Raw genomic sequence first — 18,034 nt, 5'->3', positions numbered from 1 at the left:
AAAGACCCCGTCGCCGCGTCGCGGTGGCGGGGTCTTTCGCGTACGGGAGGCCGCCGGCTTTGCGGTCCGCGCGGGGGAGATCGCAAGCGGTGAGCGTCGGCGATGCCCATCGGAGGCTCCGGGCGGCTAATGTCTCATCATGGAGCGGCGAATCTTCGGCCTCGAAACCGAGTACGGCGTCACCTGCACCTATCGCGGGCAACGCCGACTGTCCCCCGACGAGGTCGCGCGGTACCTGTTCCGGCGGGTGGTGTCGTGGGGCCGGTCGAGCAACGTGTTCCTGCGCAACGGCGCCCGTCTCTATCTGGACGTGGGCTCGCACCCGGAGTACGCGACTCCGGAGTGCGACTCGGTGACCGACCTGGTGGCGCACGACCGGGCCGGTGAGCGGATCCTGGAGGGGCTGCTCGTCGACGCGGAGAAGCGGCTGCACGACGAGGGCATCGCGGGTGAGATCTACCTGTTCAAGAACAACACCGACTCGGCCGGCAACTCGTACGGCTGCCACGAGAACTACCTGGTGTCCCGGCACGGTGAGTTCGGCCGGCTCGCCGACGTGCTCATCCCGTTCCTGGTCACCCGGCAGTTGATCTGCGGCGCGGGCAAGGTGCTGCAGACGCCGCGCGGCGCGGTCTACTGCCTGTCGCAGCGGGCCGAGCACATCTGGGAGGGCGTCTCGTCGGCGACCACCCGCAGCCGGCCGATCATCAACACCCGGGACGAGCCGCACGCGGACGCGGAGCGGTACCGCCGGCTGCACGTGATCGTCGGTGACTCGAACATGAACGAGGTCACCACGCTGCTGAAGGTCGGCACCGCCGACATCGTGCTGCGGATGATCGAGGCGGGCGTGGTGATGCGGGACCTCACGCTGGAGAACCCGATCCGGGCGATCCGCGAGGTGTCGCACGACATCACCGGCCGGCGCAAGGTGCGGCTGGCCGCCGGCAAGGAGGTCTCGGCGCTGGAGATCCAGCAGGAATACCTGGCCAAGGCGACGGAGTTCGTGGAGCGCCGGGGTGGTGACCAGACCGCGAAGCGGGTGGTCGACCTGTGGGGGAGGGTGCTGCGCGCGGTCGAGACCGGCGACCTGGACCCGGTGGCCCGGGAGATCGACTGGGTCACGAAGCTGAAGCTGATCGAGCGGTACCAGCGCAAGCACGACCTGCCGCTGTCGCACCCGCGGGTGGCGCAGATGGATCTGGCGTACCACGACCTGCGGCGTGGGCGCGGCCTGTACGGGCTGCTGGAGCGTCGCCGCGAGGTGGACCGGGTGGCCACGGACCCGGAGATCTTCGAGGCGAAGGAGACGCCGCCGCAGACCACCCGGGCGCGGCTGCGCGGCGAGTTCATCCGGCACGCCCAGGAGAAGCGGCGTGACTTCACGGTGGACTGGGTGCACCTGAAGCTGAACGACCAGGCGCAGCGCACGGTGCTGTGCAAGGACCCGTTCCGGGCCTACGACGAGCGGGTGGAGCGCCTGATCGCCAGCATGTGACCGCCCACGGGCGGCCGGTGCCCGGCACCGGCCGCCCGTGGCACGGGTAGGCTGTCGTCGCGATGAACACTTCCGAATCCGCCGGTCGCCCCGACCGTGAGACGTCCTCCGGCCGCGACGGCGGCGAGAAGCTCAACTGGATCGATCGCCGCCGGGAGAAGATCCGGGCCGAGATCGAGCGCAACCGGCGCGGTGACTACACGGTCCCGACGTGGGTGCTGGCGGCGGCGCTGGTGCTGATCGTCGGCGGGTGGCTGGCGTTGATCCTGCTGCTCGGCTGAGTTCGGCTCAGTTGTACGGCATCCGGGGGAACCAGCCGAAGCCGAACATGGCCGGCACCCGGATGTCCCAGTAGATGACGGTGAAGACGCCGAGCGCGACGAGCAGCGCTCCGGTGACGGCGGCGGCGCGGCGGGGGTCCGCCATCCAGGCGAGGAAGCGTCCGCGGCTGATCGTCACGGCCAGGGCGAAGACGGCCGTGACGAGCAGGATGTTCCCGAGGGACTGCAGCGTGAACGCCAGCGCCCCGTAGAGCGGGTTGCCGGTGTCGACGGCCCAGTGGAACAGCTTGTTGAACATCGGGTAGGGGCGGCCGACGAGGAACCCGCCGACGAGCGCGCCGATGGTGATCACCCGGGCGACGGGCCGGTGCGCGAAGATGTCCGGCACGAGCTTGAGCGCGGCGAGCCCGAGGTAGGTGAGGGCGAGTCCGATGACGCCGAAGACGACCGAGGACTGGATGAGGCGTACCGGGACGGTGCCGACCGTCTCGGTGGACAGCTGGGGCAGCCGGTCGCCGAGCAGGACGCCGATGATGCCGTAGGCGGCCGAGACGACGACCATGCCGAGCGCGAGCCAGCCGACCGGGCGCAGCAGGGCGCGCAGCGCGGACCGGGTGCCGCCGGCGGGGTCGGCGCCGGAGACCTGGCTCATCGGCCCGACCGAGGCCGCCACGGCGATGTTGCAGGCGGTGAAGGTGCCGGCGAAGCCGGAGACGAAGGCGAAGAGCATCCCGGCGACGGCGCCGGTGATGGCGGTCTCCTTGGCGTCGTGGCCGAGCACGGTGTTGGCGACGTTGTCGCCGATGACCTTGTCGACGAGCTCGAAGGACCACAGGACGGCCAGCAGCACGCCGGCTGCCGCGCTGATCAGGGCGAGTCGGAGGGGATGCGGCGGGCGGTGGGTGGAGATCCTGGCGTCGGGGGCCGCGTTCGGGAGTTGTCGCAGTGCCATGGGGGGTCGCCTCCTAACGGCGGCCAGCCGCGTTTCCCGCGCGGCTGCCTGGCGCGGACGGCGGTGACGGGATGGCCGGAGTCGATTTCCCGGACAGTATGGGGAGGCCGCGTGGGGCCCTGGTTCTTCGATCATGCTGACCTGTCTCCGGTGTCTGGCCCGGGCGGCGGGGGTGGCGGCACTCTGGACGGCGGGCCGCCGGCGTGACCGGGCCGGCACGGACAGGGGAGCGTGACGTCATCGCACACATCGATCTCGGGCTGGACGAGAAGGCCTATCCGGGCATCCAGGGGCCGCTGCGGTTCCGTCCGGAGACGGCGAAGCCGCTGGGCGAGCTGGCGGAGGTGCTGTTGCGCGCTCCGCATCCCACCTTGACGCCGGGGGAGCGGGAGCTGATCGCGGCGTACGTCTCCGGCCTCAACGACTGCGACTTCTGCTGTTCGTCACACGCGGCGTTCGCCGCCGCGCAGCTGCCCACGGGGATGGAGTTCGTCGACCGGGTGCGCGCGGACGTGGCGACCGCGCCGGTCGGCGCGAAGCTGCGGGCGCTGCTGCACATCGCCGCCGCGGTCCGGCGCAGCGGCCGGGAGGTCACCACCGAGCTGGTGGAGGCGGCCCGCGCGGCGGGCGCCACCGACCTGGAGATCCACGACACGGTGCTGATCGCGGCGGCGTTCTGCATGTTCAACCGCTACGTCGACGGGCTGGGCACGTGGACGCCGCAGGATCCCGAGGTGTTCGCGCGGGCCGCCGACCACCTGGTCGCGAACGGCTATCTGGCGATCTGAGGGCGGCGGGGCTCAGCCCAGCAGGCGGGCCGCGTGGCGGCCGGCGGCAGCGGCGGCCAGGAAGTAGGCGTGGTCGGCGTCCAGGCCCCGGCCCATCGTGGACAGGCCGACCGGGCCGGCCCGCAGCGCCGCGTCGAGGCCGTCGGTGGGCACTGTGACGATCGTGTGCCGGTCGGCCAGCGGCGCGAGCGCCGCGGCGACCTCCGCGGCCAGGGCGGGGTCGAGGCCGTCCGGCACCACCAGCTCCGCGGGGGCCAGCGCGACCCGGCCGTACGCGGTCAGGCTGTGGTGGGAGACGCCACGGTGCCGGGGCCGGGCGTCGGCGTCGGAGATGCGCAGCGAGCCGACCGGGCGCCCGCCCAGCGTGGCGACCGCGTTGACGGCCTCGCCGACGGCGACGCCGGAGAAGCCCCAGCGGGTTCCGGTGCCGAGGTTGCCGGGGCCCTGGGCGACGATCGTCAGGTCCGCGCCGAGTACGTGCCGGGCGGCGAGCAGGCCGCTGTGCAGAGTGCTCGCCTCCAGGTCGCCGCCGAACGCCTGGCCCACGCTCACCGTGCCCACGAGGTGACCGGCCAGGCCGGCCAGGGTGCGGGAGAACCAGGCGGGCAGCGCCCCGCCGTCGGTGAGCACGTACGCGACCCGGGCGTCGGGCGCGTCGGCGCGTACCCCGGCCAGGATCGCCGGCAGCGCGGAGTGCAGGTCGGCGGTGACCACCGGCATGCCGTCGACCGACTCGGCGGCTGCGAGCAGTTCGTGGTGCGGCGACGCCTCCTCGTCCACGCCCAGCAGGATCGGCTGCAGCGGCGTGTAGCGGGCCTTGACCAGGTGGCCGGCGTCGCGGCTGTCGCCGGCCTGCGGCGGGTCGGCGGGCAGCCGGTCGGGCAGCGCGACGACCAGCGCGTAGCCGCCGGTGCCGAGGCCCATCAGCAGCGCCCCGGCGTTGAGCAGCACCCGGTCGCCGGGCTCGGGCTCGCCGACCAGCGCCGGGTAGGCCAGGGCGCGCATCCGGACGCCGTCGGGCAGGTCGACGTCGAGTTCGACGGCGCCGGCCCATCGTCGCCGTACCGCCGTGACCGTGCCGGACCGCCATCGCACCATGCGGTGCACGGTATCGGCCGGGGTGCGGGCGGGCCGGGGGCGGGTCAGGTGTCGCCGTCGAGCGGGCGACCCGTCTCGTCCTGGGTGGTGCGGGCGGGCCGCCCGGCCGTGCGGGAGCGGGTGGGGTCGAGGAAGACGTACGCGATCTCCGGGAAGCGCCCGGTGAGCCGGCGTTCGGCCTCGTCGGCGGCGGCCTCGATGTCGGCGCCGGTGGCGTCGTCGTGGAAGTCGACCTTGGCGGCGACGAGGATGTCGTCGGGGCCGAGGAACATGGTCATCAGCGTGTCGATCCGGTCCACCGTCGGCACGTCCGCGAGCTCCCGTTCGATGCGCCGGTGCAGCCGGTCGGAGACCGAACGGCCGACCAGCAGCGAGATGTTGCTGCGGGCCAGCACGACGGCGACCACGAGCAGCAGCACGCCGATGAGGATCGAGGCGATCCCGTCGTACAGCTCGTCGCCGGTGAGGTGGGACAGGGTGAGCCCGGCGGCGGCGATCAGCAGGCCGACCAGCGCGGCGCTGTCCTCCAGGAAGACCGCCTTGACCGTGGTGTCGGCGGTCAGGCGCAGGTAGCGGCGCGGGGTGGTGCCCCAGCGGCGCGACTCTCCGCGCACCTGCCGCACCGCCCGGGCCAGCGACACCGACTCGATCGCGAACGAGACCGCCAGCACCACGTACGCGACGAGGTACTCGCCGCTGTGCTCGTGCACCAGGATGGTGGTGACGCCGTGGGTGATGGCGAAGCCGGCCCCGGCGACGAAGGTGAACAGCGCGGCGAGGAACGCCCAGACGTAGCTCTCCTTGCCGTACCCGAAGGGGTGCCGGGTGTCGGCGGGCCGCGCGCCCCGGCGCAGCGCCAGATAGAGCAGCACCTCGGTGGTGGTGTCGGCGAGCGAGTGGGCGGCCTCGGAGAGCATCGCCGCGGAGCCGGAGATCAGGCCCGCGACCAGCTTGGCGACGGCGATGGCGAGGTTCGCCGCGCCGGCCACCACGACCGTGCCGACGCTCTCGGTCTTGACCTCCGCTTCCACCATGCGCTCACCCTATGACCGGTCGATGCCCGTCGCCGGTCGGGAACACCTCCGCGCCGCGCCGCGCGGGTGCCCGCGCGCCATGCGCGGGCTGCTAGCGTTTGCACGTGTCCCGGACCCGTACCGAACGCCTGGTCAACCTGGTGATCTGCCTGCTGTCGACGCGACGCTTCCTGACCGCCGCGCAGATCGCCGCGACCGTGCCCGGCTACGAGCACGACCCGGACGACGCCAAGGACCACGAGGCGTTCCAGCGCAAGTTCGAGCGCGACAAGGCCGAGCTGCGTGAGCTGGGCGTGCCGCTGGAGACCGGCACGGCGAGCGTCTTCGACGCCGAGCCGGGCTACCGGATCGCGCCGCGCGCCTACGCGCTGCCCGACATCCCGCTCGAACCGGACGAGGCCGCGGCGGTGGGCATCGCCGCGCGGCTGTGGCAGCACGCCGGGCTGGCCGCTGCCGCGTCGTCCGGGCTGGCGAAGCTGCGCGCCGCCGGCATCGACGTGGACCCGCAGGCCACGCTCGGCCTGGAGCCCATGGTCACGGTCGACCCGGCGTTCGCGCCGCTGACCGCCGCTGCGCGGGACCGCCGCGAGGTCAGCTTCGACTACCGGGTGCCGGACCGGGACGCGCCCACCCGCCGCCGGGTGCAACCGTGGGGCGTGGTCTGCTGGCGCGGCCGGTGGTACGTGGTCGGTCACGACCTGGACCGCGCGGCGACCCGCTGCTTCCGGCTGTCCCGGGTGGTCGGCACGGTCCGGGCGACCGGCGAGCCGGGCGCCTACGAGCCGCCCGTCGGCGTCGACCTGATCAGCCACGTGGCCCGCTGGTCCGGGCCGGTGGAGCGCACCGGCCGGGCCACGGTGCTGGCCACTCCGGGCCGCGCCGCCGGGCTGCGCCGCTGGGCGGTGGAGTGCCAGGCCGGCCCGGACGGCGACCGGCTGGTGCTGCCGTACGCCGACGCCGACTACCTCGCCGGCCAGATCGTCGGGTACGGCCCGGACGTGCGGGTCCTGGAGCCACCGGAGGTACGGGAGGCGGTCATCCAGCGGCTGAAGGAGGTCGCCGCCCGGCACGACGAGCTGGCGACCGCCGGGGGTGCCCGGTGACCCGCCCGGCGGCCCGCGCCGGCCGTGCCTCCGCCGACCGGCTGGCCCGGCTGCTCAACCTGGTGCCCTACCTGCTGGCCCGCCCCGGCATCGAGATCGCCGAGGCGGCGCACGACCTCGGGGTGACCGAGAAGCAGCTCCGGGAGGACCTGGAACTGCTCTGGGTGTGCGGGCTGCCCGGCTACGGCCCCGGTGACCTGATCGACATGGCGTTCGACGGCGACCGGGTCACCATCACCTACGACGCCGGCATCGACCGGCCGCTGCGGCTCACCCCCGACGAGGCGCTGGCCCTGGTGGTGGCGTTGCGGATGATCGCCGAGACGCCCGGGGTGGCCAACCGGGAGGCGGTCGAGCGGGCGCTCGCCAAGATCGAGAACGCCGCCGGTGACCTGGCCGGCGCGCCGGTGGAGGTCCGCCTGCCCGGCGACAGCGCCCGGGTACGCGAGCTGCGCGCCGCCGTCGAGCGCGGCCGGGCGCTGCGGATCACCTACTACACCGCGGCGCGGGACGAGACCACCGAGCGCACCATCGACCCGCTGCGGATGCTGATGGTCGGCGGCCGGGCGTACGTGGAGGCGTGGTGCCGCCGTGCCGAGGCGGTGCGGCTGTTCCGGGCCGACCGGATCGACGCGGTGGCCGAGCTGCCGGAGCAGGCGGTCGTGCCGCCGCAGGCCCGCCCGCACGACCTCAGTGACGGCGTGTTCCGCCCGTCGGCCGACCTGCCGCTGATCACGCTGCGGATCGGCCGGGGCGAGCGGTGGATCACCGAATACTATCCGTGCGAGCGCGTCGAGGCCGACGGCGAGCAGTGGCTGGTGTCGCTGCGCGTCACCGACCTTGGGTGGGCCCGGCGGTTCGTTCTCGGGCTGGGCCCGGAGGTGACTGTGGTCGCCCCGGTCGAACTGGCCGAGCAGGTACGCGCCCAGGCCGTGGCCGCGCTCGACGCGTACGCGACCCCGGCCGGCACCGCCGACCCGGCGGCCGCCGGCGTCACCCGATAGGCTGACCGCCGTGGTGAAGTGGATCGTGCTCGGAGTCGTGCTGTTCGCGCTTGTCGTCCTGGCGCTGGCGGTCCGTCCGGTGGTGAGCCGCCTGTCCGGGCTGCGCCGTTCCGCGCTGGCGTTGCAGCGCCGGGCGGCCGAGGCGGAGTCGCTGCGTGCCGCCGCCGAACAGCTGCAGGCGCGGGCCGAGTCGCTCCAGGAACGGATCGTCGTCGCGCAGGAGCGGATGACGTTGATCAAGGCCAAGCGCGGCGACTGATCGACGGCCCCCGGCCCGGTGAGCGTCGTTTGCGCGTAACCGGGCGGTTGCGCGCAGAAATGCGCGGACCTGGACGGTTGACGGGACACTTCGGGTTGGTCGAAACTTCACCGATCGGGCTCGCACCAGCAGGCCCACCGGGGTGGCAAGCCGCTGCGACGCACGTACGATGGGCGGCGACCCACCCTCACCGACACAGAGCGACTGGAGCTTCCCATGGGTGCCCTCAAGCCGTGGCACATCGCCGTACTCGTGGTCGTGCTGATCCTGCTGTTCGGCGCGAAGCGGCTCCCCGACGCGGCCCGCTCGCTGGGCCGATCCCTGCGGATCATCAAGGCCGAGACCAAGAGCCTGCAGGACGACGACCGTAACCTCGCCGAGAAGGCGGACGCGCAGGCCGGCTACCAGCCGCTCCCGCCGCAGCAGCCGGTGCAGGGGCAGCCGTACGCGCAGCAGCAGCAGCCGTACACGCAGCAGCCGTACGCGCCGCAGCCGCAGCAGCCGGTCGCGCCGCCGGCCGACCCGGTGCAGCGCGTCCGCGAGAACTGATCCGAGAGGGCCCCAACCACCGTGGCCTTCGGGTTGAAGAAGCGCGGCCCGAGCAACTTCGCGCGGGCCGCCGACGGCTCGATGACGCTCATGGAGCACATCCGTGAGCTGCGCAACCGGCTGTTCCGGGCGTCACTGGCGATCCTGGTCGGCTTCGGCTTCGGCATCTGGCTGGCCACGCCGGTCCGGGTGTTGCTGTCGAAGCCCTACTGTGACCTGCCGCAGTCGATCGATCCGGAAACCGGCAAGTGCCTGTTCGTGCAGCTCGGCGTCGCCGACGTCTTCCTGCTGAATCTGAAGATCGGTCTCTGGGTCGGCCTGATCATCGCGGCGCCGGTCTGGCTCTACCAGCTCTGGGCGTTCATCGCGCCCGGCCTGCACCGGCACGAGCGGCGGTACGCGTACGTCTTCACCGCCCTGGCGGCCCCGCTGTTCGCGGCCGGCGCGGTGCTGGCGTTCTTCGTCACCACCAAGGGGCTCGAGTTCCTGCTCAACGTCTCCGGCGACGACATCGCGACCAACCTCGAGGTGACCCGCTACATCTCGTTCGTCACGAACCTGATCCTGCTGTTCGGTGTGGCGTTCGAGTTCCCGCTGATCGTGCTGATGCTCAACTTCGTCGGCCTGGCCAGCGCCAAGCGGCTGCTCAGCTGGTGGCGGGTGGCGGTGTTCGTGTTCTTCGCGTTCTCCGCCGTGGTCACGCCGACGCCCGACCCGTTCGGCATGACCGCGCTGGCGATCTGCCTCTGCGCGCTCTACTTCGCCGCGGTGGGGGTGGCGTTCATCAACGACAAGCGGCGCGGTCGCGGGCGTGAGGTCTACGCCGGCATCGCCGACGACGAGGTGTCACCGCTGGACCTGTCGACCGAGCCGGTGCCCGCCGGGGGCCGGATCGAGGCGTCCGAGCCGATCGGGGCGCCCGAGCCCGTCGTCGCCCCGAAGCCGATCGAACGCCGCTACGACGACATGACCTGACCGACCCCACTCACCCGGACGCCGTCCCCACCTCACGGGGGCGGCGTCCGCGTTTCCGCAGCCGCCCCTCGCCGCCGCGCCGAGTGCCCTCCGCCGACCTTGAACTCGATGCCCGCGCGACGGCCCGCCCTCACGTTGATCATGGACTTGCTGCCCCTCGGATGACCGGTTTCCGCACTTTGCCCGGGCAGGAAGTGCAAGATCGCCGGGCCGGGGCCGGGGCCGGGGGCGGGGGCGGGGGGTCAGGTGATGCGGCGGGCTGCGTTGGGAGCGGCGGCGGGGAGCGCGTCGGGGTGGAGGATGGCGGCTATCGCCTCGGCGCCGTCGACCAGGCGCGGGCCGGCGCGCACGATCAGCCCGTCCGCGTCCAGCGCCCACACCTGCGCGCCGGGGAAGTGCCCGGCCACGCCGACGGCCTGCTCGGCCGCGCCGTCGAGACGGAAGCCGCACGGCGCGACCAGCACCACGTCGGGTCGGGCGGCCCGCAGGGCGTCCCAGGTGGTCGGGCCGGACCGGGCGCCGCGATGGGTGCCCACCGGCTCGCCGCCGGCCACGTCGACCAGGTCGGGAATCCAGTGCCCGGCGCCGAACGGCGGGTCCACCCATTCGACCACCGCGACCCGGGGCCGGGGCCGGCCGGCCACCGCCGCGCGGACCGCCGCGAGCCGGGCGCGCAGGCCGTCGACAAGGGCCTCGGCACGGTCGGGCACCCGGGCCGCCGCGCCCACCGCGCGGATCGACTCCAGCACGTCGTCCAGGGTGTACGGGTCCAGCGACAGCACCTCGGACCGGCACCCGAGGTGGTCCACCGCGTCGGCGACCCGGCCCGAGGGCAGCGCGCAGACCCGGCACAGGTCCTGGGTGAGGATCAGGTCCGGGTCCAGCCCGGCCAGCGCCCCGGCGTGCAGCGTGTACAGGTCGGCTCCGGCCGCGACCTGCGCCCTGACGTAGGCGTCGATGTCGCCGGGACTCATGCCCCGGGTGTCCCGGCCGCCGACGACCACAGTGGTGCCCGCCCGGTACGACGCGGGCACCTCGCACTCGAACGTGACGCCGACCAGGTCGTCGCCGAGACCCAGCGCGTACACGATCTCGGTGGCGGAGGGAAGCAGGGAGACCAGCCGCATGCCGCCATCATGCCGGTCCCGCGGACCGCCCGGTGCGCGGGCACATCGGGTCGCCCTCGGGCCTTGCCGCCACGCCGTACGCGCTTAGACTCTGCTGACTCCGCCGAGCCCCCCGGGCGGTGTGCCGGGGTGCGTCGGCGCCCCGTTCCGGTCAGTCCGTCTGACCTGCGCTCCGGAGAACCCGATGAAGAGCCGTACCGCCGCCGTCCTGACCGTCCTCTGCGCGGCCACCGCGCTCACCGCCTGCGGTGACGACGAGCCCGCGCCGAAGGGCCAGCAGGTGCCGGTGACCGCCACCGACACCAGTTGCGAGGTCACCACCACGCTGTTCACGCCGGGCACCGTCACGTTCACCGTGACCAACCGGGGTCAGCAGGCCACCGGGGTCTACGTCTACGGCCGCGAGGGCGACGCCTTCACCAAGGTGATCGCCGAGGTCGCGGACGTGCCGGCGGGCCGTACCGGCGACCTGCGTGCCTCGCTGCAGACCGGCACGTACGAGGTGGCCTGCAAGCCCGGCCGGCAGGGCGACGGCGTGCGTACGAAGATCACCGTGTCCGACGACGGCAACCTGGCCAGCGCCGCAGCCGAGGTGGCCTACGACCGGTCGGTGACGATCGAGCTGACCGACGACGCGATGACCGGGGTGGACGCCCTGATCGCCGAGCCGGGCGAGAAGCTGGCGTTCAAGGTGACGAACAAGACCGCCGGGGCCCGGACGCTGTACGTGCTCAACCCCGACGGCAAGCGGGTCGCGGAGATGAAGGCGGAGGCCAACGGCACCGCCGAGACGGTGGTGACGCTCGGCGCGGCGGGGGACTGGTCGCTGAAGGTCAAGGGCGACGGCGTGCCGTCGGTGAGCAAGCGGCTGGTGGTGCGCTGAGGCGGCCGCGAAAACACCATCGATCCGGCTGCATCCACCGGGGACGGTGCGGGCGAAGCATTGGTCGTGACGACAGTCACGGACCTGGTCGCTTCGACGAAAGGCTCCCCGATGAACATCGCTCGTCTCGCCGCCCGGCTGGCCGTGGGCGCCACCGCGGCGGCGGTGGCCACCACCGCCGTCGCCGTGCCCGCCCAGGCCGGCGCCAAGCAGCCGGGCACGCGGTCGCTGGCCGCCGTGCTCACCGCGGACAAGAGCGGCTTCGACCGCAACTCGCGGGACTTCGACGTGCTCACCAAGGCGGTCCTGACGGTGCTGCAGGCCAAGCCGGACTCGCCGGTGAAGGTGCTCACCGACGGTACCGTCGCGCTGACCGCGTTCGTGCCGAACGACTACGCGTTCCGCGAGCTGGTCCGGGACATCACCGCCGCGAAGAAGCTGCCCGGGGAGAAGGCCGCGTTCGACGCGGTCGCCGGCCTGGGCGTGGACACGGTGGAGGACGTCCTGCTCTACCACGTCGTGCCGGGCGCGACGATCGACCGGAAGGCGGCGCTGAAGGCGGACGGCGCGGACCTGACCACCGCGCTCGGCGCCACCGTCGAGGTGGACGTGAAGCGCTGCTGGTACGGCCGCGAGGTGCGCCTGGTCGACGCCGACACCAGCGACCGCAACGCCAAGGTGGTGCGGTACGACATCAACAAGGGCAACAAGCAGATCGCGCACGCGGTGGACCGGGTGCTGCGCCCGATCGACCTTCCCTGAACCACCCCCGCCACGGCGCCCGGCACCCCCTGCCGGGCGCCGTCGGCGTGTGCCGCCCACCCGCCGTGTGACCTGGCTCTGGTGGGCGGCGCGAGCCGTGCCGTACGGTGCTCGCCGTGACCGCGCACGATCATGTCCCGCCCGGCCCCGTCGCCGTGCTCGCCAACCCGACCGCCGGCCGGGGGCGGCACCGCGGTCTGCTGCCCGGGATCCTGGAGCGCCTCGCCGGAGCGGGCCGCCCGGTCGAGCTGCTGCGCGCGCGTACCCCCGAGGAGGCGGAGGCGGCGTGCCACGCCGCGGTCGCCGGCGGCGCCGGGGCGCTCGTCGCGGTGGGCGGCGACGGCACGATGCACCGCGCGTTGCAGGCGGTCGCCGGCACCGATGTGCCGTTCGGGCCGGTACCGGCGGGCACCGGCAACGACTTCGCGGTGGACACCGGCTTCCCGGCCGACCCGGTGGCCGCGGTCGAGGTGATCGCCGACGCGCTCGCCGCCGGCCGTGCCCGGTCGGTGGACCTGGCGCGGCTGTCCCGGCCCGGCGAGGCCGACCGCTGGTTCGGCGCGGTGCTCGCGGCGGGCTTCGACGCGATCGTCAACGAACGCGCCAACCGGATGCGCTGGCCGCGCGGCCCGCGCCGGTACGACCTGGCGATAGTGGTCGAGCTGGCCCGGCTGCGGCCACGCCGCTACCGGCTGGTTCTCGACGGGGTGGCGCAGGAGGTCGACGCGGTGCTGGTCGCGGTGGGAAACACGGCCAGCTACGGCGGCGGCATGCGGATCTGCCCGGACGCCGACCCGCACGACGGCCTGCTGGACGTGGTGGTGGGCGGGCGGTTCGACAGGCGCACGCTGATGCGGGTCAAGCCGCAGATCTACCGGGGCACCCATGTCACGCACCCGCTGGCGCGCGTCTACCGGGCGCGGACGGTGGAGCTGGCCGCCGAGGGGATCACCTCGTACGCCGACGGGGAACGCTCCCTCGACCTGCCGGTGACCGTCACGGCCGTGCCGGCGGCGCTGCGGCTGCTGCGCTGACCGCCGCCACGCCCTCGGCGTCCGGTGGGCCGGGAACGGGCGGCGGCGCGGTGGACGGGGCGGCGGCGCGGACCGCGCCGGCGCTCGCGGCGACCACCAGCCCGATCGCGAGCACCTCGACCGGGTGCAGCGCCTGGCCGAGCACCAGCCAGCCGGCCACCGCGGCGATCGCCGGGCCGAGGCTCATCATGACCGCGAACGTCGCGGTGGGCAGCCGCCGCAGCGCCGCCAGCTCCAGGCTGTACGGCAGCACGGAGGCGAGCAGCGCCAGCCCGGTACCGAGCCCCAGCACCACCGGGTCGGCGAGGCGGCCGCCGCCGTCGGCCAGCCCGAACGGCAGCGTGAGCGCAGCGGCGAAGGTCAGCGAGAGGGCCAACCCGTCGGCGCCTGGGAACCGCGCGCCGATCCGCGCCGAGCAGACGATGTACGCGGCCCACATCGCGCCCGCCGTCAGCGCCAGCGCCGCGCCGACCGGGTCGAGCCGGTCGAACCCGCCCTGCCCGAGCAGCGCCACCCCGCCCAGCGCCAGCGCGGCCCAGAACCAGGCCGCCGCCCGGCGCGCGCCGAACACCGACAGCGCCAGCGGGCCGAGCACCTCCAGCGTCACCGCCGGACCGAGCGGGATCCGCTCGATCGCCTGGTAGAAGATCGAGTTCATGCCGGCCAGGGCCAGCCCGAACGCGACCACTGCGACCCAGTCCCGGCGCCCGTACCCGCGCACCCGGGGGCGGCACACCACGAGCATCACCAGCGCGCCGATGGTCAGCCGCAGCGTCACCGCCCCGGCCACCCCGGTACGCGGGAACAGCAGCGCCGCCAGCGCGGAGCCGAACTGCACCGACAGCGCCCCGCCGAGCACCAGCGCGACGCCGCCGAGCCGGCCCGGCGCACGCGGCGGCAAGGGGTGGACACCGGTCATGCCCCTGACCGTAGCCGGTGCGCCGGGACGGGTTCGCGCCGCTGGCGGGGTGTGCGCTCAGCCGACCCCGGCCAGGTCGAGCACCGCGCCGAGCCCGTTCGGGCGGCCGGCGTCGGCGCACGGCAGCACCAGCACCCCGCACCCGGCCGCGACCGCGCCCGCGTCGGCCGGGGTATCGCCCACCATGAGCGTGCGCTCCGGGTCGACGCCGAGCATCCCGCAGGCGCGCAGGAAGATGCCCGGGTCCGGCTTGCAGCGCCCCACCTCGTACGACAGCGCGTACGCGTCGACCAGCCCGTCGAGATCCCAGGCGGCGAACAGCGGCCGCAGGTCGAAACCGATGTTGCTGACCACCGCCACCTTCACCCCGGCGGACCGCAGCGCCCCGAGCACCGGCTCGGTGTCCGGGTACGGCACCCAGCCCTCGGGCACCAGCACCCGCTCGTAGAGCGCGTCGGCGAACCCGTCGATGCCGGTGTCCACCGTCTCGGCCAGCCCGGTGTACGCGCCCCGGTGGGCCTGCGGGTAGAGATCGCGGTCGGCCCACAGCTCGGCCAGCCGGGGCGGCACCCGGGCCGGCAGCGGGCCACCCGCGCGCCCGGCGGTGAGCAGCCGGTCGGCCAGCGACGTGGCCCGGATCCGGTCCAGCTCGACGCCGCAGGCGGACGCCGCGGCGAGCACCCAGGTCAGCGGCTCCTCCACCTGGGCGAGCGTGCCGTGGAAGTCGAAGAGCACCGCCTCCACGGGCCGGCGGGACGGGCGCGGGCCCACGACGTCGTCGGCGCCGCTGGCGGCATGGGGCAGTTCGGTACGGTCCGGCACGTCGTGCACCCTACCGACCCGCTCCGACCGTCCTGCCGGATGGCCTTGACCGGTACTCGTCGGCCGTACCGATTAATCTTGGATCCATGTCGAGCCCCGCCGAGCGGTACGCCGCGGCGCGCCGCCGGGCCGCGCAGGCCTCCGCCTTCCCGGCCCTGGACGAATTCTCCCTGGATCTCGGGTTCGATCTCGACGACTTCCAGCGCGAGGCGTGCGAGGCGCTGGAGCGGGGCAGCGGCGTGCTGGTCTGCGCGCCCACCGGCGCCGGCAAGACCGTGGTGGGCGAGTTCGCGGTGCACCTGGCGCTGCGCGGCCGGCCCGGCGGCGACGCGCCTGCGGCCCGGCGCAAGTGCTTCTACACCACGCCGATCAAGGCGCTGTCCAACCAGAAGTACCACGACCTGGTGGACCGCTACGGCGCCGAGCAGGTCGGCCTGCTCACCGGCGACAACGCGATAAACGGCGACGCGCCGGTGGTGGTGATGACCACCGAGGTGCTGCGCAACATGCTCTACGCCGGCTCGGCCACCCTCGAGGGCCTGGCGTACGTGGTGATGGACGAGGTCCACTACCTGGCCGACCGGTTCCGCGGCGGGGTCTGGGAAGAGGTGATCATCCACCTGCCCGAGTCGGTCACGCTGGTGTCGCTGTCGGCCACCGTCTCCAACGCCGAGGAGTTCGCCGACTGGCTGGTCACCGTACGCGGCGAGACCGCCGTGGTGGTCTCCGAGCACCGCCCGGTGCCGCTGTGGCAGCACATGCTCGTCGGCAAGCGGATGTTCGACCTGTTCCACGACGCCGACGCGGCCCGCAAGCACGACGTGCACCCGGAGCTGCTGCGCTACACCCGGGACACGATGCGCCGGCTGGAGCTGGGCGAGGGCCGCAGCGCCGGCCCCGGCGGCGGCCGGCGCGGCCCGCGTTGGCGCGGTCCGATGCGCCCGGACATCGTCGACCGGCTCGACCGGGAGGGGCTGCTGCCGGCGATCCTGTTCATCTTCAGCCGGGCCGGCTGCGACGCCGCAGTGCAGCAGTGCCTGGCCGCCGGGCTGCGGCTGACCTCTCCGGAGGAACGCGCCGAGATCCGCCGGGTGGTCGAGTCCCGGGTCACCGCCATCCCCGGCGAGGACCTGTCCGTGCTCGGCTACTGGGAGTGGCTCGACGGGCTGGAGCGCGGGCTGGCCGCCCACCACGCCGGCATGCTCCCCGCGTTCAAGGAGGTCGTCGAGGAGCTGTTCGTCCGCGGGCTGGTCAAGGCCGTCTTCGCCACCGAGACGCTGGCGCTGGGCATCAACATGCCGGCCCGCTGCGTGGTGCTGGAACGCCTGGTCAAGTTCAACGGCGAGGCCCACGTCGACCTCACCCCGGGCGAGTACACCCAGCTCACCGGCCGGGCCGGCCGCCGGGGCATCGACGTCGAGGGCCACGCCGTGGTGGTCTGGTCGCCGGAGACCGACCCCCGGCACGTGGCCGGGCTCGCCTCCACCCGCACCTACCCGCTGCGCTCCAGCTTCCGGCCGTCGTACAACATGGCCGTCAACCTGGTCGGCAGCGTCGGCGCGGCGCCGGCCCGCGAGCTGCTGGAGTCCTCGTTCGCGCAGTTCCAGGCCGACCGGTCGGTGGTCGGTCTGGCCCGGCAGGTGCAGCGCAACACCGAGACGATCGAGGCGTACGGCGCGGAGGCCGCCTGCCACCACGGCGACTTCGACGAGTACTTCGCGCTGCGGGTGGCGATCGCCGACCGGGAACGCGCCATCGCCCGGCAGGGGCAGAGCCAGCGCAAGGCGGCGGCTGTCGCCTCGCTGGAGCGGCTGCGGGTCGGTGACGTGATCCGGGTGCCGTCCGGGCGGCGGGCCGGCCTGGCGGTGGTGCTGGACCCGGCCACCGGCGGGTTCGGCGAGCCCCGGCCGCTGGTGCTCACCCAGGACCGCTGGGCCGGGCGGGTCACCCCCGGTGACTTCACCACCCCGGCGGAGGTGCTGACCCGCATCCGGGTGCCGAAGCACTTCAACCACCGTTCGCCTGCGGCCCGGCGGGACCTGGCGGCGGCGGTCAGCGGCACCGGCCTGGACCGGCACGGCGGCCGGCGGGGCGGCCGGTCCCGTCAGGCGGCGGGGGAGGACCACCGCCTCAGCCAGCTCCGCGTCGAGCTGCGTGCGCACCCGTGTCACGCCTGCCCGGACCGGGAGGAGCACGCCCGCTGGGCGGAGCGGCGGCGCCGGCTGGAACGCGACACCGAGGAGCTGCGTCAGCGGGTGTCCGGGCGGACCGGCTCGCTGGCCCGTACCTTCGACCGGATCGTGGCGTTGCTGACCGCGCGCGGCTACCTTGCCGCCGACGGTGAGGTCACCGACGCCGGCCGGATGCTGGCCCGGATCTGGACCGAGGCGGACCTGCTGGTGGCCGAGTGCCTGCGCCGCCGGGTGTGGGACGGCCTGTCCCCGGCCGAGCTGGCCGCCGCCGTGTCGGTGGTGGTCTTCGAGGCCCGGCGGGACGTCGACGAGCGGGCGTCGTTGCCGCGTGGCGGGGTCGCCGACGCGGTCGACGAGACGCTCAAGCTGTGGGGCGACATCGAGGCCGACGAGGCGGCGCGCGGCCTGGCGGTGACCCGCGAGCCGGATCTCGGGTTCGCCTGGCCGATCTACCGGTGGGCGCGCGGCGAGGCGCTGGCCAAGGTGCTCGCCAGCGGGCACCAGATCGACGGGGAGATGCCGGCCGGCGACTTCGTCAGGTGGGCACGACAGGTGGTCGACCTGCTCGGGCAGGTCGCCGACTCGGGTGGCGCTTCGGCCGAGCTGCGCGGCACCGCACGGCAGGCCATCGCGGCGGTCAACCGGGGCGTGCTGGCCTACCACGCCTCCGCCTAACGGTCACTTTCGGTCACCGATCTCCGGAAACCGACGCATCGCTGCGTCACCGCGCTGACACCCCGCGAATTGTCGGGGG

General features: G+C 74.0%; 18 protein-coding genes. 12 read left to right on the top strand and 6 right to left on the bottom strand.

Annotated features, from left to right (window positions below; all coding sequences use genetic code 11):
- Positions 1-139 precede the first annotated feature (139 nt).
- Together pafA and DQE82_RS22160 are read left to right on the top strand one after the other, a co-directional pair.
- Complete coding sequence (gene pafA, locus DQE82_RS22165) at positions 140-1,498, top strand: Pup--protein ligase (protein WP_030504131.1); 1,359 nt, start codon at positions 140-142, stop codon at positions 1,496-1,498.
- Between the two features lie 62 nt (positions 1,499-1,560).
- Entirely contained in the window at positions 1,561-1,779 is a 219-nt protein-coding gene (locus DQE82_RS22160) for a hypothetical protein (protein WP_030504132.1), read from the top strand.
- 7 nt (positions 1,780-1,786) lie between these two features.
- On the opposite strand, the gene DQE82_RS22155 is transcribed toward DQE82_RS22160, so the two are convergent.
- Positions 1,787-2,731, bottom strand: a complete 945-nt coding sequence (locus DQE82_RS22155; RefSeq protein ID WP_113973695.1) for a hypothetical protein — start codon at positions 2,729-2,731, stop codon at positions 1,787-1,789.
- A gap of 239 nt (positions 2,732-2,970) precedes the next feature.
- Here DQE82_RS22155 and DQE82_RS22150 point away from each other — a divergent pair, with 239 nt between their 5' ends.
- Positions 2,971-3,519, top strand: coding sequence for a carboxymuconolactone decarboxylase family protein (locus tag DQE82_RS22150; RefSeq protein WP_064446506.1), 549 nt, complete (start codon positions 2,971-2,973; stop codon positions 3,517-3,519).
- 12 nt (positions 3,520-3,531) lie between these two features.
- Here the strand turns inward: DQE82_RS22150 and DQE82_RS22145 are convergent, their stop codons facing one another.
- Both DQE82_RS22145 and DQE82_RS22140 read right to left on the bottom strand, forming a co-directional pair.
- Positions 3,532-4,617 carry a DUF3866 family protein gene (locus tag DQE82_RS22145; protein ID WP_113973693.1) on the bottom strand — a complete coding sequence of 362 codons (1,086 nt, stop codon included), beginning with the start codon at positions 4,615-4,617 and terminating at the stop codon, positions 3,532-3,534.
- A 44-nt stretch (positions 4,618-4,661) separates the two neighbouring features.
- On the bottom strand, positions 4,662-5,651 hold the full coding sequence (locus DQE82_RS22140) for a cation diffusion facilitator family transporter (RefSeq protein WP_043324375.1): 990 nt from the start codon (positions 5,649-5,651) through the stop codon (positions 4,662-4,664).
- Between the two features lie 104 nt (positions 5,652-5,755).
- On the opposite strand from DQE82_RS22140, the gene DQE82_RS22135 reads away from it, so the two are divergent.
- The 5 genes from DQE82_RS22135 to tatC all read left to right on the top strand — a co-directional run bounded on the left by DQE82_RS22135 (position 5,756) and on the right by tatC (position 9,541).
- Entirely contained in the window at positions 5,756-6,754 is a 999-nt protein-coding gene (locus tag DQE82_RS22135) for a YafY family protein (protein ID WP_113973691.1), read from the top strand.
- A complete protein-coding gene (locus DQE82_RS22130) occupies positions 6,751-7,758 on the top strand; it encodes a YafY family protein (protein ID WP_113973689.1) in 1,008 nt (335 codons plus the stop codon). Before DQE82_RS22135 ends, DQE82_RS22130 begins: the two co-directional genes overlap by 4 nt.
- A 10-nt stretch (positions 7,759-7,768) precedes the next feature.
- A complete protein-coding gene (locus DQE82_RS22125) occupies positions 7,769-8,017 on the top strand; it encodes a hypothetical protein (protein WP_113973687.1) in 249 nt (82 codons plus the stop codon).
- Positions 8,018-8,233: 216 nt separating this feature from the next.
- The gene (gene tatA / locus DQE82_RS22120; RefSeq protein WP_113973685.1) at positions 8,234-8,566 is read left to right on the top strand and encodes a Sec-independent protein translocase subunit TatA; all 333 of its coding nucleotides are present in this window, start codon (positions 8,234-8,236) and stop codon (positions 8,564-8,566) included.
- A 21-nt stretch (positions 8,567-8,587) separates the two neighbouring features.
- Positions 8,588-9,541 (top strand): twin-arginine translocase subunit TatC, encoded by a 954-nt coding sequence (tatC, locus tag DQE82_RS22115; RefSeq protein ID WP_113973683.1) that lies wholly within the window; start codon positions 8,588-8,590, stop codon positions 9,539-9,541.
- Between the two features lie 242 nt (positions 9,542-9,783).
- Here the strand turns inward: tatC and DQE82_RS22110 are convergent, their stop codons facing one another.
- Positions 9,784-10,668 (bottom strand): ABC transporter substrate-binding protein, encoded by an 885-nt coding sequence (locus DQE82_RS22110; RefSeq protein ID WP_113973681.1) that lies wholly within the window; start codon positions 10,666-10,668, stop codon positions 9,784-9,786.
- Positions 10,669-10,852: 184 nt separating this feature from the next.
- On the opposite strand from DQE82_RS22110, the gene DQE82_RS22105 reads away from it, so the two are divergent.
- From DQE82_RS22105 to DQE82_RS22095, 3 genes are all read left to right on the top strand, one after another.
- Positions 10,853-11,551, top strand: a complete 699-nt coding sequence (locus tag DQE82_RS22105) for a hypothetical protein (protein WP_064446096.1) — start codon at positions 10,853-10,855, stop codon at positions 11,549-11,551.
- 111 nt (positions 11,552-11,662) lie between these two features.
- A complete protein-coding gene (locus DQE82_RS22100; RefSeq protein ID WP_187694154.1) occupies positions 11,663-12,313 on the top strand; it encodes a fasciclin domain-containing protein in 651 nt (216 codons plus the stop codon).
- 116 nt (positions 12,314-12,429) lie between these two features.
- Positions 12,430-13,347 carry a diacylglycerol kinase gene (locus DQE82_RS22095; protein ID WP_370446807.1) on the top strand — a complete coding sequence of 306 codons (918 nt, stop codon included), beginning with the start codon at positions 12,430-12,432 and terminating at the stop codon, positions 13,345-13,347.
- Here the strand turns inward: DQE82_RS22095 and DQE82_RS22090 are convergent.
- Both DQE82_RS22090 and DQE82_RS22085 read right to left on the bottom strand, forming a co-directional pair.
- Positions 13,310-14,266, bottom strand: coding sequence for a DMT family transporter (locus DQE82_RS22090; protein ID WP_113973677.1), 957 nt, complete (start codon positions 14,264-14,266; stop codon positions 13,310-13,312). The genes DQE82_RS22095 and DQE82_RS22090 overlap by 38 nt on opposite strands.
- A 57-nt stretch (positions 14,267-14,323) precedes the next feature.
- Positions 14,324-15,088, bottom strand: a complete 765-nt coding sequence (locus DQE82_RS22085) for an HAD family hydrolase (protein WP_043330167.1) — start codon at positions 15,086-15,088, stop codon at positions 14,324-14,326.
- Between the two features lie 86 nt (positions 15,089-15,174).
- On the opposite strand from DQE82_RS22085, the gene DQE82_RS22080 reads away from it, so the two are divergent.
- Positions 15,175-17,955 (top strand): RNA helicase, encoded by a 2,781-nt coding sequence (locus tag DQE82_RS22080; RefSeq protein WP_064446092.1) that lies wholly within the window; start codon positions 15,175-15,177, stop codon positions 17,953-17,955.
- The last annotated feature ends 79 nt before the right edge of the window (positions 17,956-18,034 follow it).

Source organism: Micromonospora sp. LHW51205 (assembly GCF_003315815.1).
Taxonomy (GTDB): domain Bacteria; phylum Actinomycetota; class Actinomycetes; order Mycobacteriales; family Micromonosporaceae; genus Micromonospora; species Micromonospora chalcea.
This window is presented reverse-complemented; position numbering and strand designations above follow the sequence as displayed.

What these genes read in the sequence shown, in the direction of transcription:
- pafA (WP_030504131.1), top strand. Translation starts at nt 140, where the DNA reads ATGGAGCGGCGAATCTTCGGCCTCGAAACCGAGTACGGCGTCACCTGC.
- DQE82_RS22160 (WP_030504132.1), top strand. Translation starts at nt 1,561, where the DNA reads ATGAACACTTCCGAATCCGCCGGTCGCCCCGACCGTGAGACGTCCTCC.
- DQE82_RS22155 (WP_113973695.1), bottom strand. Translation starts at nt 2,731, where the DNA reads ATGGCACTGCGACAACTCCCGAACGCGGCCCCCGACGCCAGGATCTCC.
- DQE82_RS22145 (WP_113973693.1), bottom strand. Translation starts at nt 4,617, where the DNA reads ATGGTGCGATGGCGGTCCGGCACGGTCACGGCGGTACGGCGACGATGG.
- DQE82_RS22140 (WP_043324375.1), bottom strand. Translation starts at nt 5,651, where the DNA reads ATGGTGGAAGCGGAGGTCAAGACCGAGAGCGTCGGCACGGTCGTGGTG.
- tatA (WP_113973685.1), top strand. Translation starts at nt 8,234, where the DNA reads ATGGGTGCCCTCAAGCCGTGGCACATCGCCGTACTCGTGGTCGTGCTG.
- DQE82_RS22110 (WP_113973681.1), bottom strand. Translation starts at nt 10,668, where the DNA reads ATGCGGCTGGTCTCCCTGCTTCCCTCCGCCACCGAGATCGTGTACGCG.
- DQE82_RS22105 (WP_064446096.1), top strand. Translation starts at nt 10,853, where the DNA reads ATGAAGAGCCGTACCGCCGCCGTCCTGACCGTCCTCTGCGCGGCCACC.
- DQE82_RS22100 (WP_187694154.1), top strand. Translation starts at nt 11,663, where the DNA reads ATGAACATCGCTCGTCTCGCCGCCCGGCTGGCCGTGGGCGCCACCGCG.
- DQE82_RS22090 (WP_113973677.1), bottom strand. Translation starts at nt 14,266, where the DNA reads ATGACCGGTGTCCACCCCTTGCCGCCGCGTGCGCCGGGCCGGCTCGGC.
- DQE82_RS22080 (WP_064446092.1), top strand. Translation starts at nt 15,175, where the DNA reads ATGTCGAGCCCCGCCGAGCGGTACGCCGCGGCGCGCCGCCGGGCCGCG.